This window comes from Staphylococcus sp. mip270_02 (assembly GCF_054031535.1).
This window is the reverse complement of record NZ_CM132934.1, coordinates 1,826,073-1,845,903: the sequence shown is the minus strand read 5'-3', so window position 1 is coordinate 1,845,903 and position 19,831 is coordinate 1,826,073. Positions and strand designations below refer to the sequence as shown.

Below are 19,831 nucleotides of genomic sequence, written 5' to 3'. Positions count from 1 at the left end.
AAAATCTAATAATAATATTTTAACAATTATACTTTATTTCTGTTAGCAATTTGTTTCCAAACTGAGCCCAGAGCTTGATCTCCATTTTCAATTCTTTCAATCGCCATTTCGATTTGAAGTTTAACTTCATATGCTGGATCATTCTCATGTGCACGTAAAGATGCTAATTGCTCTGGGCCCCCTTCGTCAAAGATGAACATCGCTGCTCTCCATCTAACAATTTTTTGTGGATCGTCTAATGCTTTTTCCATTTCTGGTAAGGCTTGTTTAAAACCTAAATCACTTAAACAGTCCCCAGCAGTTCGTCTTACTGCTGGACTTTTATCGTGTAAACCCTTGAATAAATATGGCAATACAGCCTTATCTTCTACCATGCCAAGTAAGACGATAGCTTCACGTCTTAAAGGTGTTTTCTCTTCGTCGCTAACAACATCTCCTAATAATGGGAAATCTTGTTCTGTTGGTGTTGGAAAAGCTTTCAACATTCTTAAACGTTCTTTCCAATCTTCTGTAGACTGATAAGTTTCAAGCGACACATGCTGATAATGCTTTTCAGGTATTACTGCATCTGTGTTTAATGCATCTTGTACGAGTGTTTCTAATCTGTCAGTGGGATAAACTGCTAATATCTCTTCAAAAACTTCTGACATAATTTCTTCAAGTTCACCGTAACGAACTCCTAAATCTTCCCACTTGCGTTGAAAAACGATATTATCATCGTCTTTCTGTGCTGCAAGCATGCTATCTATATAGATTTCTGGTAATTGCTTACGTTTTTCTTCTGAATTAGTTGTTAGTTTTACTTGATAAGGGATGCCTTTAAACTTTAAAACTTCAGCTTTAACTTCTCCAAAATGTTCATCTGGCATAGGTTCTTCTAATTCTGCTACATCTTTATTTAATGTAGCAGTGACTTTAGGCAATAATGCTTCCCAGTCGTATTTTGGTTTTTTATCTATTGCAAGAAAATCCATAACATAAAATATAGATTTGATACCTTCTATGGCTAATACGTCATTAATAAAATTGGGCTGCTCATCTTGGATAGTAGTATACGTATTTGATTTATTATCTTTCCTCTTATCATTTAATACAATTTTCATCGTGTTAGGACTTGGCGTAGGTTCAACACGTACGATTTCCATTTAAGAACCTCCTTATTAAATATTTTCTAATGTTTCGGTTACTCTTGGTAATAAGTCGTCCCAATTGGAATCAGATTTCTTATCTACGGATATGAAATTCATAGCTTGAAAAATAGACTTAATGCCTTCTAATTCAAGTATTGCGTTGATAAAATCAGGTTGACCATCTTTGACAGAAGTATAAGTGTTGGGTTTATAGTCTTCACCTGATAATTGTAAAACGATTTTCATTGTATTTGGGTTTGGTGTTTGTGCTACCTCTACGATTTCCATTTAAAATTCCTCCTAATTATTGCAGCTCATTGCCTAATTGTTTAATTTCTTTCCCTACCGAACATTCTGATATGCAAAAATGGTGGGCATGTGTTTTTCCTTGAGTTTTATTAATGTGATGTTTAAGTAAGCATTTATTGCAATATGTGTTCATAAGATGATCTATTGCTTCTATTGCTTCTTTTTCAGAATAAGTTAGAATACTTGTCACTCTCCTGTTATTCTATAAATAAAATGTCCCTAATAAATACATTAAATTTACAAGGTTTTGACACTTAGAATCATTATATCATTTGTAACAATGTTTGTTTAATCTTAAAATTTATACACAATTTTTATCTACTTTTGCCAATGATTTTATTTAAGGTACTTGTATTTTTTGTTTTATTTGGTAAAATTATTTAGTTGTTTATTTTGCGGTTTCTAAACACCCGCATCAACAAAATTTAGGAGGCAAATAAATTGTTTAATGAAATATTTGGAGTAGTAACATTTTTAGTAACATTTCTTTTATTAGTAGCCATGTATAGATTGTTTGGTAAACATGGTCTGATTGCTTGGATAGCAATAGGTACGATTATTGCAAACATTCAAGTGATTAAAACTGTAGATGTATTTACGATTTCTGCAACTTTGGGTAATGTCATGTTCGCTTCGATCTATCTTGCGACAGACATATTAAATGATATTTATGGTAGGAAAGTTGCAAAACGGGCAGTTTGGATAGGTTTTAGTTCTACCTTGGTTATGATTATTGTTATGCAAATGTCATTGCATTTCACACCATCGCCAATTGATAGTTCTCAACAAGCATTAGAAAGTATCTTTAACCTTGTTCCTAGAATCGCATTGGGATCTGTGATTGCTTACATTATCGGCCAACATTTAGACGTCTTACTATTTAGTTTAATAAAAAAACTTTTTAGTTCAGATAAAACGTTTATTATTAGAGCATACGGTAGTACAATCATCAGTAATATTATTGATACTGCACTATTTGTATCGATTGCATTTATCGGTTCTATGCCAAATGCTGCAGTTTTTGAAATATTTATAACTACTTACTTATTGAAAGTAATATCAACAATATTTAATGTTCCTTTTGGTTATTGGGCTAAATCAATGTACCGCAAGGGTAAAATAAATAAACTAGATGAAGGTTACTAAAAAACTCTAGGATTGGTTAACTTCCAGTCCTAGAGTTTTTATTATTTAATGTTTGAGTGATTTGGTCTTTTAGGAAATTGAAAGTCCTATATCCATCGCTATCAAGGAAATGACCTTCGTGTGACACATGTAATGTTTCGGTCTTTAATTCATGAGACAATCTGTCGGTTGCATCAATATTGACAATTGGGTCATGGCTACCGGCAATCGTTACGATGTGCTGTGCGTTAATCTTACGGAAATCAATCTGAGTTTGTAATATATAGTGATCAAGTTCTGGTAAATTTGTTAATTGCTCATTAAATCCAGAAACGAGAAATAGGCCTTTAATATTCGGAGCGTGTTTTAGCTTAGACAAATAATCAAGTATAGTTATTACACCTAAACTATGTGCAACAATGATGGTTTCTGCATTTAGCTTATTTTCTAAACTATTTTGTATAGCTGTTATCCATTCATCTAAATTGGGTTGATTTGTATTCGGTAAATACACGATTTCCGTAGAATAACCAAACTGCTTCACTTCGGTAGCTAACCACTCAAACCAATGACTCTTAGTAGTAGCTTGATAACCGTGTATAATAAACATATTTTTCAAATATATCAACTTCCTTTAAAATCCGATTCTTTTAGTAAGGATAATTAAAAGTATAAGCTATATCATATAAATTCACAAGCAATTAAATGTCGCCAAAATAGTATATAAGTGGCTAGTTTGATAAAATAAACATAAATTGATAGATAAAGGTGGAACTTATGGCAAAAATTTACTTTGATGCTGCTACAGCTGGCAATCCTGGAGTAAGCGTATGTGCAGTCGTGTTAGCAATTGACAATGAGCGCTTTCGCTATACAAAAGATTTAGGTGTTATGGATAATCATAGTGCTGAATGGGCATCTTTAATATTTTCTTTGGAATGTGCTGTTAAACATAATATATCTACGGCTTTAGTGTTTACAGATTCGAAACTTATAGAGGATAGTATTAATAAAGGTAGCGTTAAAAATGAAAAATTCAAACCTTATTACGATAAGATGTTAGAGTTAGAACATCATTTCGAATTGTTTTTCGTTAGATGGGTACCTAGAAACCAAAATAAAGAGGCAAATCATCACGCTAAAAATGAACTTTATAAAATAACAAAGCAAAATAAAAAATAAGTGCCCTACTAGTAATTTATTAAAAATGAAGAAAGCGGACATATGATATTAAAGAGAAAACTTTGATTTCATATGTCCGCTTTGTATATAGTTTATAAGCCTTACTTACATGTATTTGAGTTAACTAAAATGAGTGGCTAGATATTTACCGGATACGTATAACTCGTGTTCGTTACATATGTTTAAAACTTTTGTTATTTCAGTACCAAATGCCATTTCATCCAATAAGTCATTCGTATTTAAAGGAACTTCTGTGTGGATTTTTGCTAAGGTTTTTGAAAGTTTAAGATTGTCCATATCGGCTTCTATTTTATTACGCTGACCAGGTGTTAATTGCTCTAAAGCAGCGATAACAGATTCAACTGAGCCGTGATTTTGGATTAGTTTGATTGCTGTTTTTTCTCCGATACCTTTTACACCAGAATATCCGTCCGCAGTGTCGCCCATAAATGCTTTTACGTCTACAAGTTGCGAAGGATTCAAACCATATTCACTTTGGAATCTATTTAATGTGTAACGATTGTAGATATTAAATCCCTTTTTGGTTAGCCAAATCTCAACATTTGGATTAATACATTGTAAAATATCTCTGTCCCCTGTAACGATATAGACTTGGTTTTGCTCAGAATAGGCTTCTGCTAAAGTACCAATGACATCGTCTGCTTCAAAATTTTGAACTCCTATATTAACAAAACCGAATTGGTTAGAGACTTCTTTGACGTAATCAAATTGTGGTATTAGTTCGTCTGGTGGTGCAGGTCGATTTTGCTTGTAACCATCAAACATATCGTTTCTAAAAGTAGATTTACCCATATCCCAACATACAGCTACATGTGTTGGTTGAATTTCGTTTATTGCAGTGAAAACGTGGCGTATAAACCCTTGAACACCATTTGTTGGTGTTCCCGAAGAGTTTCTCATAAATTGTTTATGAAGACTTGTGGCAAAGAAATGGCGAAATAGTAAAGCCATGCCATCAATTAATAATATTTTTTTGGACATAAAAGTACCTCTTCCTCTAATTACATATATGGTTTTAAATTATTATTTGTTTCTTGTAGTTGTTGAATAAATGCATCGTCTACTTCAAAAGATAAAAGTTCCTTAATTTGACTATGAGCTTCATTTTCAAATTGGTTAAATTTATCTTCAGCATTACTTTGCATTTGCATAACTGTTTCGTTAACAGCTTGTCTTAAATTAGCTATACATGGAGCTAATAAATTAATCGTTTCTTGTGTTATTTGTTCTTGAATTATACTTTGCGTTTTAGGTTGTAAGATATTCTTTTTAGAAAGTGATTTTGGTAATGCGTCAATCATTTGAGTTAAATCAATTTTTAAGTAAGGATTATCTAACTCAATTTTACTTTTATCAAATTCAGGTTCTATAAACACGTGCAACTGTTGTAACTTTTGCTTTAAAGGGGCAATTTCAGTGTGTAATTGTTCATGGAAATATTTCTTTATACGTTCTACAAGCAATGATTGCTCTAGATATAATCGCTGGTGAACTTGGTCTAAGTATAATTTTGTTGATTGACGTTTTTCCTCATTGAAATTCGTGTTTTTAGTCATTTGTCCATTATAGATAGATTTAACTTCATCTAATAATTGTAATTTTAATCGTTCATTTAAATGATAGATTTGATCATCTACTTCATTTGATGTTCGTTGTTCAGCGATTTGAAGTAAATTGTTTTTGAAAATTGTTGCATTATCATAACTTTGTAATTTTTGATTACGTTTGTTGATTTCTGCTTTATCATTATGAAATGCTTCAATCATTTGTTCATATGCTTCAGAAATATGGTGAAGTTGACCCAACATTTGTTTTTGTAGAATGTTTTTGGATTCAACTTGAACAAAATGTTCAATACTCTTCTTAAGTCTTTCGATACCAATGTCATTTGTTTTTAATGCTTCCCTACTTGAAACAGCGAAGATGTCTGAATCCATATTAACTTGAGTTAAAGCATCTCCTACGTATTCAATAACCGCGTTTAAATCTTCCTCTGTCTCTGCTAAATCTGTTGCATTAATTATCATTTTAAATGCTTGGTTTTCGTTTAATTGGTTCATTGCTTTCATATGTTCAATAAAGCGTTTGTCATTATCTGTAAATGAATGATTAAAGTAACTAACATACAAAATTAAATCAGCTGATGTTAATACTTTTTCAGTTTCATTAGTATGACGTTGATTATTAGAGTGCAGTCCAAGTGAATCTACTATAATTTTATCTTTTAACCAATCTACCGGTAATTTTAAATGGACAGTATTAACAAATGTAGCATATTCGTCTTCTGCGCTCCATTTTTTAATTTCATCTTGGTCAATTGTGTGTATTAAGCCATTTTTTAACATATCTTGATACATGCCATAATGTTCTTCTACAGCATTTACAAAAGCTAACTTATTTTTTTCTAGTGATGCTTTTAATTTATTTGTATTTTTATTTAAAAGCGTCTCTATACTATCAAATGTAACATTTTCCACTTCGAAGACTTGGTTTATTTCTTCTAAAAGTTGGTCGGCCGATTTTAACGTAATTTGACTATCGTGACCGTATGTTAGTTCTGTCATAGCAGCTGTTGTAGGGTTCGGTGAACTCACTAAATAATTATCACCTAATAAAGCATTAATTAAACTACTTTTACCAGCACTAAACGTCCCGAACACACCTATTTTGATTATTTTGTTATCTAGTCGAGCAAGTGTGTCATCTATATTTTGTTTGCTCTGTTCGAACAACGGTACATCTTTAATAACTTCAAGCGCATGCTTAATATTTTGTGTTTTATCTTCTTGGTTTGGTTCTATAGAAGTTTCTGACTTGGAATGATTAACGGATTTTACTTTATTTGCTTTTGGAGTGTATGTGATTTCTTTTCTATCTATAAGTTTATCGAGCGAATCATCTATATGAATGTAATAATGTAAGTAATTTTGTGTTTCAAGTGATTCCCTTAGATTACGCATTTCCATAAATTTTTCATAATCATTATAGTCATCTTCTTGCTCTATACCAATATCATTTGCTTGAGCATGACTGATAGCTTCTTTGAACAATGGATCAGAAGTTTTGCCGATATACTGTTTAAGTGATTTCATTAAATCATCACAAAATGTTAATACATACTGGTTGCTAATAGTAATCTGTGTTTGATATAAATCAGTTATTAACGATTCTGGGATTTTATAATGTTGATTTAATATAGCTTCATTTATTTCAGAATCATTTATAAAGCGAGTTAAAAATGACATATCTTCTCTAAGTGGTTGTCTGATCTCTTGGTTAACTTTTTCTTGTAATTGCGCGAGTGCCATATTTAATCTACGTTGTTGTTCTTCTTGTGTTTTTTTCTTTTTATTAAAAAGTCCGCCAACTGTGAAGTCTTTAGTACGACTTTCTAAATACATTCGAATCGTTTCTCTTGTATCATGTGTCATTATATAAGCATTATCGATAATTGCCTTTCTTTTTTGTTTTAAAAATTCATACAACTCATCTGGGTTGTTTAATAACTTTGCTTCTTCACTGACCTGCTGATGTTGCTTGAAATTGATATAAGCTTGTTCAAAATCCGCTTCGAAAATATCCAATTTATCTAATAGGTCTTGGATTTCATATTTAATATAGGATAATTGTTCTTCTGTGATGAATTTTACGATTCGATTAACATAATTCTCCATTGTTTCACGATTTTTATCTTTTTCTACAAGATATTTTGAAAGTGCTTCAATTTCATTATGTGCATGACTAAATTTAGAAACATAAAAAGTTTTATCTAAATCAATTTCCCATTCTACTATTGACTTTTCAACACGTGATTTAAATGTGTTGAAACTGATTTCGTCTTCATTATGCTTATCAATTTGGTTAATTACAAATACGACTGGAACACCTGCTTGGTTCAGTTGTTTCATAAATTGAAAATTCAAAGCAGATTGGACGTGATTATAATCTACTGTATAGAAGAGTACGTTGCTCGTATACATAAACTCTTCTGTACTAGATTGGTGGCTAGACACATTAGAATCGACCCCAGGCGTGTCTTGTAATGTAAATCCTTTGCGAAATTTACCAGACGGAAATTTAATTTCCACTGATTCCACATCGAAATTTTCACGATTCATTTTTTTTACATCATCGTAATTATTTAATAATGTATATTGTTGATTACTTAGGTTTGCAATAATTCCTGGCTGGTCTGCGACAGAAACAATTGCGGTATTACTAGTTGTAGGTACGGGAGAACTTGGTAATATAGATTCTTCTAGTAGTAAATTGATTAATGTGGATTTTCCTGCTGAAAAATGACCTACAAAAGTCGCAGTGTATTGTTCTAAAAACACTTTTTTAATTACTTGATTGATAATATGGACTAATCTACCATTTTTAGATTTTTCTACTTCTTTTTTTAATTTATATAAAATATCGAGTTGCTCAGTATTAGACATGTTTCGTATCCCCTTTATTACTTATATGTAATTACTTCTTATTGTATAACAAATCGTTACTTGTCTAAAGTAAGTATTTTAAAATAAGTTGTTACAAATTGAAAATACTATCATTTAATTAAAGATGTTATAGGTACAAGCTGTATAATCTTTTAATATTTTTTGAATTTCAAAATATAAAATTCAATGATATTACGCATTAGAAATACTTTTTTGCTGAATTGACTTTGCCATATTCATCTATAATTTGTAATTGCTTACTCTAGCTAATTACTCTATATTTACAAAAGCCAGCCCGAGGCAACTATTGATGTCTCGGACTGGCTTTTAATATGTTAATTTTAAATCAATTATTTCCATCTTGGTTTCTCGAAATTTGTATTTGGTTTATTTATACCAATGTTTTCATTTAAATATAGTTTTGGATTCTTTGCAATTTGTACTGCTACTGCAGCTACACTTTTTCTAGATACTTCAGTTCCTTTAAAGGGTTGATCTTTTTTAGTGATTTCGTAATCAATTTCGTTTATATCAGTTAACCAAGCTGGTCTGAATATTGTATAATCAAGACCGGATTGTTCAATTATGTCTGCAGCTTTTTTATAGACTGGTAATGATTCACTAATTTGAGTTTGTACCCACTCACCAAATTTACCTGGGATTTCGTTGTAGATACCAAGTGAAGTAACAAATACAAGTCGTTTTACTTTATTTGCATTCATGGCTTCGACAATTGTTTGTGCTTCTTTATCTAAATTACCGGATAATGAGGCGAAGACAATATCAACATCTTCCATTGCATTAGTAACATCATCTAAATTTGTGGCATCGCCTTCACGAACTCGTATACGATCTGAGGCATAGTCAGGTAATCTGTTTGCATCTCTTAAAAATAATCTTAAGGTATATGTTGTATTTTCTAAAAATGAGTTGATAGCTGCTTTAGAAATCGCACCATTAGCTCCTAGTATCAATACTCTTGTCATCTAATCACTCCTGTACATTTTAGTTATTATACGAGACCTTATTTTTCTCTTATTATTTAATAGTGTTATGTATAGTATAATTATTTTTTCTAAATAATTCACTTCTTATGTTTACACTCACAATATTATAGTTATCCTATTTTTAGTTAAGTAAACGTGAAAGTAGAATTGTCAAAAGCTATAAATTGTATTTTCAAAAAATAAAAACCCTAGTTCAAGGACGGTTTACACACATAAATGTAATACGTTGTCCTTGCGCTAGAGACATTATTTTATAGTTGATTTAATTTATCACTGGGTTTTTATCTTTTTTGATTTTTACATATTGTGAAATGCTATAAATTATAATCCCCACCCAAATAAAGATAAATGTAATGAGTTGATCTAAATCAAATGGCTCTTTGAATAGGAAGATGCCAATTAAAAACATTAAAGTAGGTCCGATATATTGTATAAAGCCAGTTAATGATAACGGTATGCGTCTGGCACCGGCTGAGAACAATATAAGTGGGACTGCTGTAACGGCTCCTGAGAATAACAACCAAAAAGAAGAAACGTTCATACCAAATGTAAGTCCACCGTGATACCATATATACCATAAATAGATAAATCCAGCAGGCGCTGTTACAATACATTCGATAGTTATACTGCTTATAGCATCTATTGGAACAAGTTTTTTAATTAATCCATAGATTCCAAATGAACCTGCTAACAATAAAGAAATGCCAGGGAATACCCCTATTTTCAATGTCATATATAACACACCTACAACAGCAAGTCCTATGGCAATCCATTCAAGTTTATTGAATCGCTCCTTTAAAAATATTAATGCAAGTAAAATACTTACAAGTGGATTTATGTAGTAACCTAAACTGGATTGTAACACGTGTCCATTTGTAACAGCCCATATGAATGTGCCCCAATTAATTGTTATCACATAGCCAGCTGCAATAATCGCAATGAGTTGTATTGGATTCGTAAATAGTCGTTGAATATCTCGTTTAAATGGCGCAGTATTTTTAGTAAGGATAACGATAAATAACATAAAAATCATAGAAAGTACAATTCGAAATGCTAATATTTCAAATGCTCCTATATCGTCAATTAATCCCCAATAAATGGGTAGTATGCCCCATAAGAAATATGCTCCGAAAGCAAAGATAATTCCTTTTTTAAATTCTGTATTCAATTGTAACACCTCTTTCTAATGATCAAGACAGGAGAAGAATTTACTTGCGAGGTTTTTTCTCTCCCCAATATTGATAATAAGTACATTCAATATAACCATTAAATAATTTTCTGCGTTTTGTTGCTTTCTTATTAACTAAAAATTCGAATTCAGTATTACTTGTAAGAACGTAAGTTGATATTTGTGGATGATTTTGCATAAGTGATCCAATATAACGATACATTTCTTCGACTTTATCTCTATCACCTATACGTTCGCCGTATGGTGGGTTACCAATTAATGCATACGGTTTTTCATCGCCTAAAGTTAATGTGTTAACGTCTTTAACATTAAATTGAATAATATCAGCGAGACCAACCTCTTCAGCGTTTCTGCGCGCTATTTCAATCATTTCTGGATCTATATCATAGGCATATATTTCTAGCTCACGATCATAATTTGCTTGTTGATCGGCTTCGTCTCTCATTTCGTCATATAAACTATCTGGCATAATATCCCATTTTTCTGATACAAAATCACGGTTGAAACCAGGAGCGATGTTTTGAGCGATTAAACAAGCTTCAATTGCGATTGTCCCCGACCCACAAAATGGATCAACTAAAGGCGTGTCACCTGTCCAGTTAGCTAGACGGATTAAACTTGCTGCTAGTGTTTCTTTAATTGGAGCTTCACCTTGTGCCAAACGATAGCCACGTTTATTTAAGCCTGAACCAGAAGTATCTATAGTTAACAGTGCATTATCTTTTAAAATAGCCACTTCAACTGGATATTTTGCTCCATTTTCACTTAACCACCCACGTTCTTGATAAGCGTGCTTTAAACGTTCTACAATTGCTTTCTTAACGATAGCTTGACAGTCAGGCACACTATATAATGTTGATTTAACACTACGACCTTGTACAGGGAAGTTACCGTTTTGTTCAATCAATGTTTCCCAAGGCAATGCTTTTGTCTTTTCAAATAGTTCCTCAAAAGTTGTAGTTTTAAATTGTCCAACTACTATTTTGATTCTGTCGGCTGTGCGTAACCATAAGTTACATTTAACAATTGCAGTTTCATCACCTTCAAAGAAGATTTTGCCATTTTCGACAGTTGTTTCATAACCTAATTCTTGAATTTCTTTGGCTACAACTGCTTCTAATCCCATTGGACATACAGCTAATAATTGATACATTGTTTTGCTCCTTCTTATTAAAGATTTTATTTTATTTTATCAAAAGTTATTTTAAATAGATATGACATTGCATCAAGTTCTATAGTGAACTGATAATTATTTCAATTCATTTTAACCAATTAAAAAAGCTCTCCTATATTGGGAGAGCTTGGGTCTAGTGATGATATTTCTGTAAGCCATGTTTTGTACCATTGTACTGCGAACGTGTACTAGAAACACTCGTACGCTGGTGGTAACCATCTGTCTACATACTATCTAAAGTATGCCTTAAATATACGTTGAATTCCGCTAAATAAGTGCTCCTACCTAATTTGGATTGCTCACTCGAGGGGTTTACCGCGTTCCACCTTTTATATTTCTATAAAAGCTACGTCACTGTGGCACTTTCAAACTAATCTAACCGTATCCTAAGACTTAGGTTATTTCATTGCCGTCAACTTAATGCCTTGACTTATTGTTTCATCAAGCACGAACACTACAATCATCTCAGATTGTGTGAGCATGGACTTTCCTCTATATCGCTATAGCGATTACCCGAAACACCATCCCAAGAAGTATATCATTATTTTAGTTGTTAAACAAATAAAATAAGATAAGTTTTGAAAAAATCAAAACTTATCTTTATGTAGATGATATGAAATCTACGCTAATAACATTTCATCAGCTCAATGCACGTGTATGTTATTTTCCGAAAACTGCTTTTTCTAGATTAGATATTCGTTTTAGAATATCTACATTGTTATTGTTGTTATTATTGTTATTACTTTTAGTTGTTGCATTACTGTTTGAAGAGAAATTTTTATTTTCTTGTGGTCTCGATGTAGCAACACGTAAACGTAACTCTTCTAATTCTTTTTTTAGTTTATTGTTTTCTTCTGAAAGTTTTACAACTTCATTATCTAAATCTGCCATCTTTTGATAATCTGCTATAATATCGTCTAAGAAGGCATCTACTTCTTCTCTTCTATAGCCACGAGTCATAGTTTTTTCAAAATCTTTTTCATAAATATCTTTTGCTGATAATTTTAATGAAACATCTGACATTTTTTCCACCTCATTCAAAACTTTGTTCTTGAGACCACTGTAAGTCGTTGATGAACTCAGTTAATTCATCGAACGTCACAATATCACAAGTATAATTTGTTTTTTCCATAAAATCAACTAACATGTGCTTAAAGAACTTAGGACTAGCTTCTTGCTCTTCATCGTAAATTAAAAGTGTCTGATCTGTATGATCTAACATGAATTGATCCGTTTGTTTAAACTGATGTGGGCCTTCATATGGGACATGGAACACACTGTCAACGAAGTCTGCTTTTTGTGTAATGTTATTATACTTAGCTTGATTCTGTTCGTTCCACCTTTCACTATGTCCATAAAAAGGCGTTATTATACCTAATTTTAGATCAGGGTGGCTCGCCTTCAATTCAAGAACCACTTCTGCCGTCCATAATTCTATACCCATCTGTCCTTGTATTAATACCCACTCTAACCCTTCTTCAATCAACTGATTTAATTTATGTTCGATAAATTTCTTTAAATAACTAACCTCTGGTGCATCATCTTTGAATATGTTGAGTTCAAATGATTTATAGCCAGTAACATAAATTGTTTTTATCATAAACAAAACTCATTTCTTTGAATATAACTTAAATCATATTGTACAGCTTTTAATTTTTCTGTGAACAATTTTCGGCTTGTACGTTTGAAATGGCATTCAACTGAAAGTGACTCGATATTTGAAATTAAAAGGTCGAACTTCTTTTTGTTCATATATTGTAATTGAAGGATTTGTGATTCTCGATTCAAAAGTGTGTTTAAGCGTTGGTCTATCTCAGTGGTAAACGGTACAACAGTAGAATAAAAGTCGTAATCTTCTCCTGATGCTTTCACGGATTCATACCTTTCTTGCATTAACAAAACATCATTTAATAGTTGTGTAATAATTTGTTGCATTGAGACTTCCCCCTACATTTCAAATTTACCATAAAATTGATTTTCAGTCATTTTTTAAAGAGTCGCCTAACATTTACCTTATATTACTATAATATTTTGTTTCAAATATTGTTTAATTGGGCAAAGCACGTTAAAATGTATGTGATGTATTTGTAAATACATTGGTTCAAATTTCATAGTTTGGAAAAAATTGCTGCACTCATGTATAATGGAGCAAGTTTTTGATTTCCTAACTAAAGTGGTGAAAATAAATGAATTACCCAAATGGAAAGCCATTTAATGGAAATAAGTCTCAAGACGGACGAACTCATCAGGGGCAAACTAGTAAAATTGATTACGGTGGCAGAGGTATGTCGCTAGAAAACGATATAGAATTGTCGAATACTTATTATTTGAATCATGGTATAGCTGTAATACATAAGAAACCTACACCCGTTCAAATAGTAAATGTTCACTATCCGATGAGAAGTAAAGCTGTTATAAATGAGGCTTATTTCAGAACGCCGTCGACTACCGACTATAACGGTATTTATAATGGCCGATATTTAGACTTTGAAGCGAAAGAAACGAAAAATAAAACGTCCTTTCCTTTAAATAACATGCATGATCATCAAGTGAAACACATGGATGCCTGTTATAAACAAAACGGAATTGTCTTTTTATTAATTCGTTTTAAATCGCTCGATGAAGTTTATTTGCTTCCATATTCTAATTTCAAAATGTTTTGGGAAAGACACATTAACGAAATTAAAAAGTCGATAACGGTTGAAGAAATAAGAAAAAATGGTTACTATATTCCTTATCAGTATCAACCACGATTGAATTATCTCAAAACAGTTGATAAGTTGATATTAGATGAAAGTGAGGACCGCGTATGACGGAGAAAAAGAAGACTTCCCAGTCTAACAGTAAGAATGGAAAGTCTGAGCAAAAACAGAATAGGAATATAAAACGAACGATAATTAAGATAATTGGTTTTCTAATTATTGCATTTATCGTTTTAGCATTAATTGGTATCTTGTTATTTGCGTATTATGCTTGGAAAGCACCAGCATTTACGGAATCAAAATTACAAGACCCTATTCCAGCAAAGATTTATGATAAAGATGGCGACTTGGTTAAGACGTTAGATAATGGACAGCGACGCGAACACGTTAATTTAGATGAGGTTCCGAAAACGATGAAAGAAGCGGTATTAGCTACTGAAGATAATCGTTTCTATGATCATGGCGCGTTAGACTATAAACGACTGTTCGGTGCAGTTGCTAAAAACGTAACCGGTGGTTTTGGAGCTGAAGGTGCTTCGACGCTGACACAACAAGTTGTTAAACGTTCATTTTTAACCGATCAAAAATCAATAGCACGTAAAGCACAAGAAGCATATTTGTCTTATAGATTAGAGCAAGAGTACAGTAAAGATGAAATATTCGAAATGTACTTAAACAAAATCTACTATTCTGACGGTGTTTATGGTGTTAAAGCTGCTGCTAAATACTATTTCAACAAAGATTTGAAAGATTTAAATTTAGCTGAATCCGCTTATCTTGCTGGTTTACCACAGGTGCCAAATACTTATAACATCTATGAACATCCAAAAGAAGCAGAATCACGAAAAAACACTGTTCTTTATTTAATGGAATATCATAATAGAATTACAAAAGAACAGAAAGAAAAAGCTCAAAATACTTCTGTTGAAGATAACCTAGTTCAACGTTCTTCTGAAGAACGTGAAGTAAGTGAAGATAACTCAAATCCAGAATATGATTCATATATTAACTTTGTAAAATCTGAACTTATGAACAACAAAGCATTTAAAGACCAAGATTTAGGATCTGTATTAAATAGTGGTATTAAGATTTATACTAATATGGATAAAAATGTTCAACAAACATTACAAGACCGTATTAATAACGGTAGCTATTACAAAAATGATGACCAACAAGTAGGATCTTCTATTGTAGATAGTGAAAATGGAGGTCTAGTTGCTATATCAGGCGGTAGAAATTATAAAGATATCGTAGATAGAAACTTAGCGACTGACGCACACCCTACCGGTTCATCACTTAAACCATTCTTAGCATATGGTCCAGCAATTGAGAATATGTCATGGGCGACAAACCATGCAATTCAAGATGAGGAAGCATATCAAGTAGATGGCGTTACTTTCAGAAACTATGATACAGAAAGCCATGGTAAAGTTAAACTTTATGACGCACTTCGTCAAAGTTTCAACATTCCAGCACTTAAAGCATGGCAGTCAACTAAAGAAAACGCTGGTAATGATGCACCTAAAGACTTTGCTAAAAATGTAGGTCTTGACTATGAAGGAGATATTGGCCCATCTGAAGTACTAGGTGGTTCAGCATCCGAATTCTCACCTACCCAATTAGCTTCTGCCTTTGCAGCAATTGCAAATGGTGGCGAATACAATAATGCTCATTCAATTAAAAAAGTCGAAAAACAAAACGGCGAAACTATTGAATATGACCATACAAGTAAAAAAGCAATGAAAGATTCAACTTCTTACATGTTAGCTGAAGTATTAAAAGGTACATTTGAAGCATACGGTTCAGCTTATGGCCATAATATTTCTGGCGTTAACATAGCTGCAAAAACTGGTACAGGTACTTATGGTGCTGAAACTTATCAACAATACAACTTACCAGATAATGCTGCTAAAGATGTTTGGATTAACGGATTTACACCAAAATACAGTATGTCTGTATGGATGGGATTCAGTGAAGTTAAACAAGGTGGTACAAACTCCTTTGTTGGCCATGAAGAACAAGAATACCCACAATATCTGTTAGAAGATGTTATGGATAACATTTCACCAAGAGATGGTAAAGACTTCAATAAACCTGATTCAGTAAGTGGAGATTCGAAAGATTCATTATCTGTTAAAGGTAGTCCAGATGACAATACAACATCGAATAAACCTCAAGGACAAGGTGGAGGCAGCAGTTCTTCATCAAGTTCAAATAGCAGTGATAGTTCTAGTAGTTCATCAAATAGTACAAACGGTCAAAGTGCCGCAAGATAGTACTTAATTAAATACAGTGAGTCTTAGACGAAGGTAAATTAACATTATTAATTTAAAATAATTAATATCCACATGTCTAAAATAAAAAACACACTCGACGCTAAGTATAGCGCTGAGTGTGTTTTTTATTTTGACTATTCATAACGATATTGTTTTCCTATATAAAAAAGCACGGTATATTCAAAAGAATTAAACATTTCCAATGAACACCGTGCATATTAATTATTTTTTATTTTTACGACGAATTTGATACGATGCATTCATTTTAATAAGTTCTGACTTTAATGTTTTCATTTGACTATAACCCATAAAGTGATATTTTCTTGCTATCATATAATTGTAGCGTTCTTCAAAATTCATCGGTACAACAGGATAATCATCTAGCTCTTGAAATTCAAGGTTATCAATATTATTTATTTGTTTAAAATATTGTTCAATTAAATCAAAGTAATCATCTAGCAATGCTTTCGCTTCAGTTGATTTTAATTGCTTTGCTTTTGCAAAATAATCAAGTTGATCTTCTAAAATTTTAAAATGTTCTTTTGTAATCATTATATTTATGCCTCTTTCACATTGGCTTTATAGCGTTTTTGTCCTTCTCTACATTCTTCAAATAATGGACAAACATCACATTTAGGGCTTCTTGCTAAACAATGATAACGCCCAAAAAAGATGAGTTGATGATGTGTTTTATTCCAACGCTCTCTAGGAACTACTTTACATAATTTATCTTCTACCTGCCTAACGTTGTCTTTCCATCTACAAATACCTAAGCGTTTAGAAATGCGTTCAACATGTGTATCAACAGCTAGGGACGGTTCGCCAAAAGCAACACTCATGACCACATTTGCTGTTTTCCTACCAACTCCTGCTAAACTTTCTAGTTCACTATGTGTTTGTGGAATTTCACCATCAAATTTATCTAAAAGCGACTTACATAATTTTTGAATATTCTTAGCTTTATTTCTATATAGACCGATTGTGCGAATATCATTTTCTAATTCTGAAATATCTACGCTTAAATAATCCTCAGGCGTTTTGTATTTTTTGAATAGTTTATCTGTTAATTTATTTACTGAAATATCTGTAGTTTGAGCAGATAATAATACTGCAATGGTTAATTCAAAGGGATTATCATGTTTCAGTTCACATTCAGCATTGGGAAACATCTCAGCAATAACATCCACCATTTCTAATGCTTTTTTGTTACTTATCATTTGGATTCTCTCCATTCAACCAATCAAATTTGGGTACTTTTGTTACGGTATGCTTCATTTTAGGTTGATTAAATTGACGGCTAATCTTTTTCGAGTCTTCAATCGTTTTGACATTATTTTTCTTCCAATTGAGCAGAATACGATCCATGTATTTAAAACTTAATTTGTTTTGACTTGTTGCTTCATCAAGGGCAGCTTGAATCACGCTTAAACCATGATTATCTATGTCTAACCATTGATTTAAAGTTTCCATTTCAAATGGAGATAACGGTCGTGCAAAAGCTTGTTCGATTTGTTGAAATAACGTATTAAAATCTACTTCAGATTTTTCTTCGTCATGTTGGACTTCCATTTCTTCCATGATTTCACTTAATTTATTATAAAATGGATTCAGGTTCATATATTCTGTGAATTTTCCTTCTTCGTCTTTATTTACTTTTAGTTCTAGCAAATCGCTTTGAATTAAACTTTGAATGACAGAAGTAATTGCCTTGGAATCTAGAGATGACCCTTGTTGTAATGATTCAATGGAAGGCTGTTTGTTAGATGTTTCTGAAGCATGTATAAGTTTAATTAAAATTACTAATTCCGTTTCATTTATACCTAATTGATTATAATTATTTAATAGTTCTTGTCTAATAATTACTGGTCTAACTTTAAGTTGTTCGCTATTCAAACATGCGCCCTCCTTTCATTAATTGCGTTATAAAAACGTCCAGCCATAGATAATAGACTGGACGAATGTTGATATATATAATGCTTATGGATATAAACGATTTAATAAACGTGGGAATGGAGCAGTTTCACGAACATGCTCTACGCCTGATAACCAAGCTACAGTTCTTTCTAAGCCTAATCCGAATCCGCTGTGAGGCACACTACCGTAACGACGTAAATCTAAATAATAGCTGTAACTTTCAGCGTCTAATTCAAATTCATTTAAACGTTGTTCAAGTAGTTCGAGATCGTTAATACGTTCTGAACCTCCGATGATTTCACCATAGCCTTCTGGTGCAATTAAATCAGCACACAAGACGGTGTCTTCATTTTCAGGGTTTGGTTGCATATAGAATGGTTTGATTTTTGTTGGATAATTTGTGATGAATACAGGTAAATCATAATGATTGGCAATTGCAGTTTCATGTGGCGCACCAAAATCTTCGCCCCATTCAATATCATCAAAACCTTGTTCTTTTAAGAATACGACGGCATCATCATATGTGATACGTGGAAACGGTGTTGATACTTTTTCTAATTTTGAAGTATCACGTTCTAATGCGTTTAATTCTAACTTACAGTTATTTAAAACAGATGTAACAACGTGTGTAACATATTGTTCCTGTATTTCTAAGCTTTGGAAATGTTCACAAAATGCCATTTCTGGTTCAATCATCCAAAATTCAATAAGATGGCGACGTGTTTTTGATTTTTCAGCACGGAATGTTGGTCCGAATGAAAATACTCTGCCGTGCGCCATAGCTGCCGCTTCCATATAAAGCTGCCCACTTTGAGATAAAAATGCATCTTGATCAAAATATTTTGTATGGAACAACTCGCTTGTACCTTCAGGTGCACTTGCTGTTAAAATTGGTGGATCAATTTTTGTGAAACCATTATCATTAAAGAATTCATAAGTTGCACGAATTATTTCATTTCTTATTTTCATAACTGCGTGTTGTTTTTTAGAACGTAACCATAAATGGCGGTGGTCCATCAAGAATTCTGTACCGTGATTTTTTGGTGTGATTGGATAATCATGCGCTTCTGAAATCACTTCAATAGATGTAACTTGCATTTCATAACCAATATCTGAACGATTATCTTCACTGATGACACCTGTAATATAAAGTGAGCTTTCTTGAGTAATATCTTTAGCTTTTTGGAAAGTGTCTTCATCAACTGCAGCTTTGGCAACAACACCTTGCATAAATCCAGTCCCATCTCTTAATTGCAAGAATGCGATTTTACCACTTGAGCGTTTGTTTGTTAACCAAGCGCCTATTGTAACTTCTTGGTCGATATACTGTTTTGCTTCTTTTATCGTTATATTCATAACC

20 protein-coding genes and 1 other RNA gene are annotated in these 19,831 nt (G+C 32.4%); 4 read left to right on the top strand and 17 right to left on the bottom strand.

The features are described from left to right. Positions 1–26: 26 nt before the first annotated feature. The 3 genes from ACW5YJ_RS08720 to ACW5YJ_RS08710 are packed head-to-tail and all read right to left on the bottom strand — an operon-like array spanning position 27 to position 1,629. A complete protein-coding gene (locus ACW5YJ_RS08720) occupies positions 27–1,145 on the bottom strand; it encodes a conserved virulence factor C family protein (protein WP_171915804.1) in 1,119 nt (372 codons plus the stop codon). A 15-nt stretch (positions 1,146–1,160) separates the two neighbouring features. Next, positions 1,161–1,418 carry a NifU N-terminal domain-containing protein gene (locus tag ACW5YJ_RS08715; protein WP_017724480.1) on the bottom strand — a complete coding sequence of 86 codons (258 nt, stop codon included), beginning with the start codon at positions 1,416–1,418 and terminating at the stop codon, positions 1,161–1,163. A gap of 16 nt (positions 1,419–1,434) precedes the next feature. Further along, on the bottom strand, positions 1,435–1,629 hold the full coding sequence (locus ACW5YJ_RS08710; protein WP_029377283.1) for a zinc-finger domain-containing protein: 195 nt from the start codon (positions 1,627–1,629) through the stop codon (positions 1,435–1,437). Positions 1,630–1,880: 251 nt separating this feature from the next. Between ACW5YJ_RS08710 and ACW5YJ_RS08705 the strand changes: the two genes are divergently transcribed. Then, on the top strand, positions 1,881–2,585 hold the full coding sequence (locus tag ACW5YJ_RS08705) for a queuosine precursor transporter (RefSeq protein WP_457338086.1): 705 nt from the start codon (positions 1,881–1,883) through the stop codon (positions 2,583–2,585). A 16-nt stretch (positions 2,586–2,601) separates the two neighbouring features. On the opposite strand, the gene ACW5YJ_RS08700 is transcribed toward ACW5YJ_RS08705, so the two are convergent. Further along, a complete protein-coding gene (locus ACW5YJ_RS08700) occupies positions 2,602–3,174 on the bottom strand; it encodes an RBBP9/YdeN family alpha/beta hydrolase (RefSeq protein ID WP_315969111.1) in 573 nt (190 codons plus the stop codon). 167 nt (positions 3,175–3,341) lie between these two features. Here ACW5YJ_RS08700 and ACW5YJ_RS08695 point away from each other — a divergent pair, with 167 nt between their 5' ends. Beyond that, entirely contained in the window at positions 3,342–3,746 is a 405-nt protein-coding gene (locus tag ACW5YJ_RS08695) for a ribonuclease HI family protein (protein ID WP_171915643.1), read from the top strand. Positions 3,747–3,866: 120 nt separating this feature from the next. Here the strand turns inward: ACW5YJ_RS08695 and ACW5YJ_RS08690 are convergent, their stop codons facing one another. From ACW5YJ_RS08690 to ACW5YJ_RS08650, 9 genes are all read right to left on the bottom strand, one after another. Further along, the gene (locus tag ACW5YJ_RS08690; RefSeq protein ID WP_017724485.1) at positions 3,867–4,748 is read right to left on the bottom strand and encodes a 5'-3' exonuclease; all 882 of its coding nucleotides are present in this window, start codon (positions 4,746–4,748) and stop codon (positions 3,867–3,869) included. Positions 4,749–4,768: 20 nt separating this feature from the next. Continuing rightward, on the bottom strand, positions 4,769–8,209 hold the full coding sequence (locus ACW5YJ_RS08685; protein ID WP_107551347.1) for a dynamin family protein: 3,441 nt from the start codon (positions 8,207–8,209) through the stop codon (positions 4,769–4,771). Positions 8,210–8,559: 350 nt separating this feature from the next. Further along, positions 8,560–9,195 (bottom strand): SDR family oxidoreductase, encoded by a 636-nt coding sequence (locus ACW5YJ_RS08680; protein WP_017724487.1) that lies wholly within the window; start codon positions 9,193–9,195, stop codon positions 8,560–8,562. 283 nt (positions 9,196–9,478) lie between these two features. Continuing rightward, positions 9,479–10,384, bottom strand: coding sequence for an EamA family transporter RarD (gene rarD, locus ACW5YJ_RS08675; RefSeq protein WP_017724488.1), 906 nt, complete (start codon positions 10,382–10,384; stop codon positions 9,479–9,481). Positions 10,385–10,424: 40 nt separating this feature from the next. After that, positions 10,425–11,558 (bottom strand): THUMP domain-containing class I SAM-dependent RNA methyltransferase, encoded by a 1,134-nt coding sequence (locus tag ACW5YJ_RS08670; RefSeq protein ID WP_107551348.1) that lies wholly within the window; start codon positions 11,556–11,558, stop codon positions 10,425–10,427. 167 nt (positions 11,559–11,725) lie between these two features. Continuing rightward, an RNA gene (rnpB, locus tag ACW5YJ_RS08665) (RNase P RNA component class B) lies at positions 11,726–12,100 on the bottom strand. Positions 12,101–12,239: 139 nt separating this feature from the next. Continuing rightward, entirely contained in the window at positions 12,240–12,602 is a 363-nt protein-coding gene (locus tag ACW5YJ_RS08660) for a DivIVA domain-containing protein (RefSeq protein WP_017724491.1), read from the bottom strand. 10 nt (positions 12,603–12,612) lie between these two features. Next, entirely contained in the window at positions 12,613–13,179 is a 567-nt protein-coding gene (locus ACW5YJ_RS08655) for an SLOG family protein (protein ID WP_107551349.1), read from the bottom strand. Next, positions 13,176–13,514: a DUF1798 family protein gene (locus tag ACW5YJ_RS08650; RefSeq protein ID WP_107555587.1), complete on the bottom strand. Its 339-nt coding sequence runs from the start codon at positions 13,512–13,514 to the stop codon at positions 13,176–13,178. The genes ACW5YJ_RS08655 and ACW5YJ_RS08650 overlap by 4 nt, the downstream gene beginning before the upstream one ends. A 251-nt stretch (positions 13,515–13,765) precedes the next feature. Between ACW5YJ_RS08650 and recU the strand changes: the two genes are divergently transcribed. Continuing rightward, positions 13,766–14,392 (top strand): Holliday junction resolvase RecU, encoded by a 627-nt coding sequence (gene recU / locus ACW5YJ_RS08645; protein ID WP_107551350.1) that lies wholly within the window; start codon positions 13,766–13,768, stop codon positions 14,390–14,392. Next, complete coding sequence (locus tag ACW5YJ_RS08640) at positions 14,389–16,557, top strand: transglycosylase domain-containing protein (protein WP_017724495.1); 2,169 nt, start codon at positions 14,389–14,391, stop codon at positions 16,555–16,557. The genes recU and ACW5YJ_RS08640 overlap by 4 nt, the downstream gene beginning before the upstream one ends. 222 nt (positions 16,558–16,779) lie before the next feature. On the opposite strand, the gene ACW5YJ_RS08635 is transcribed toward ACW5YJ_RS08640, so the two are convergent. The 4 genes from ACW5YJ_RS08635 to asnS form a co-directional block, all read right to left on the bottom strand. Continuing rightward, positions 16,780–17,109 (bottom strand): YpoC family protein, encoded by a 330-nt coding sequence (locus tag ACW5YJ_RS08635; protein WP_017724496.1) that lies wholly within the window; start codon positions 17,107–17,109, stop codon positions 16,780–16,782. Positions 17,110–17,114: 5 nt separating this feature from the next. Continuing rightward, positions 17,115–17,774 carry an endonuclease III gene (nth, locus tag ACW5YJ_RS08630; RefSeq protein WP_017724497.1) on the bottom strand — a complete coding sequence of 220 codons (660 nt, stop codon included), beginning with the start codon at positions 17,772–17,774 and terminating at the stop codon, positions 17,115–17,117. Then, entirely contained in the window at positions 17,764–18,450 is a 687-nt protein-coding gene (locus tag ACW5YJ_RS08625) for a DnaD domain-containing protein (RefSeq protein ID WP_457338085.1), read from the bottom strand. Before ACW5YJ_RS08625 ends, nth begins: the two co-directional genes overlap by 11 nt. Before the next feature lie 84 nt (positions 18,451–18,534). Continuing rightward, positions 18,535–19,827 carry an asparagine--tRNA ligase gene (gene asnS, locus ACW5YJ_RS08620; RefSeq protein ID WP_107551353.1) on the bottom strand — a complete coding sequence of 431 codons (1,293 nt, stop codon included), beginning with the start codon at positions 19,825–19,827 and terminating at the stop codon, positions 18,535–18,537. Positions 19,828–19,831: the final 4 nt, after the last annotated feature.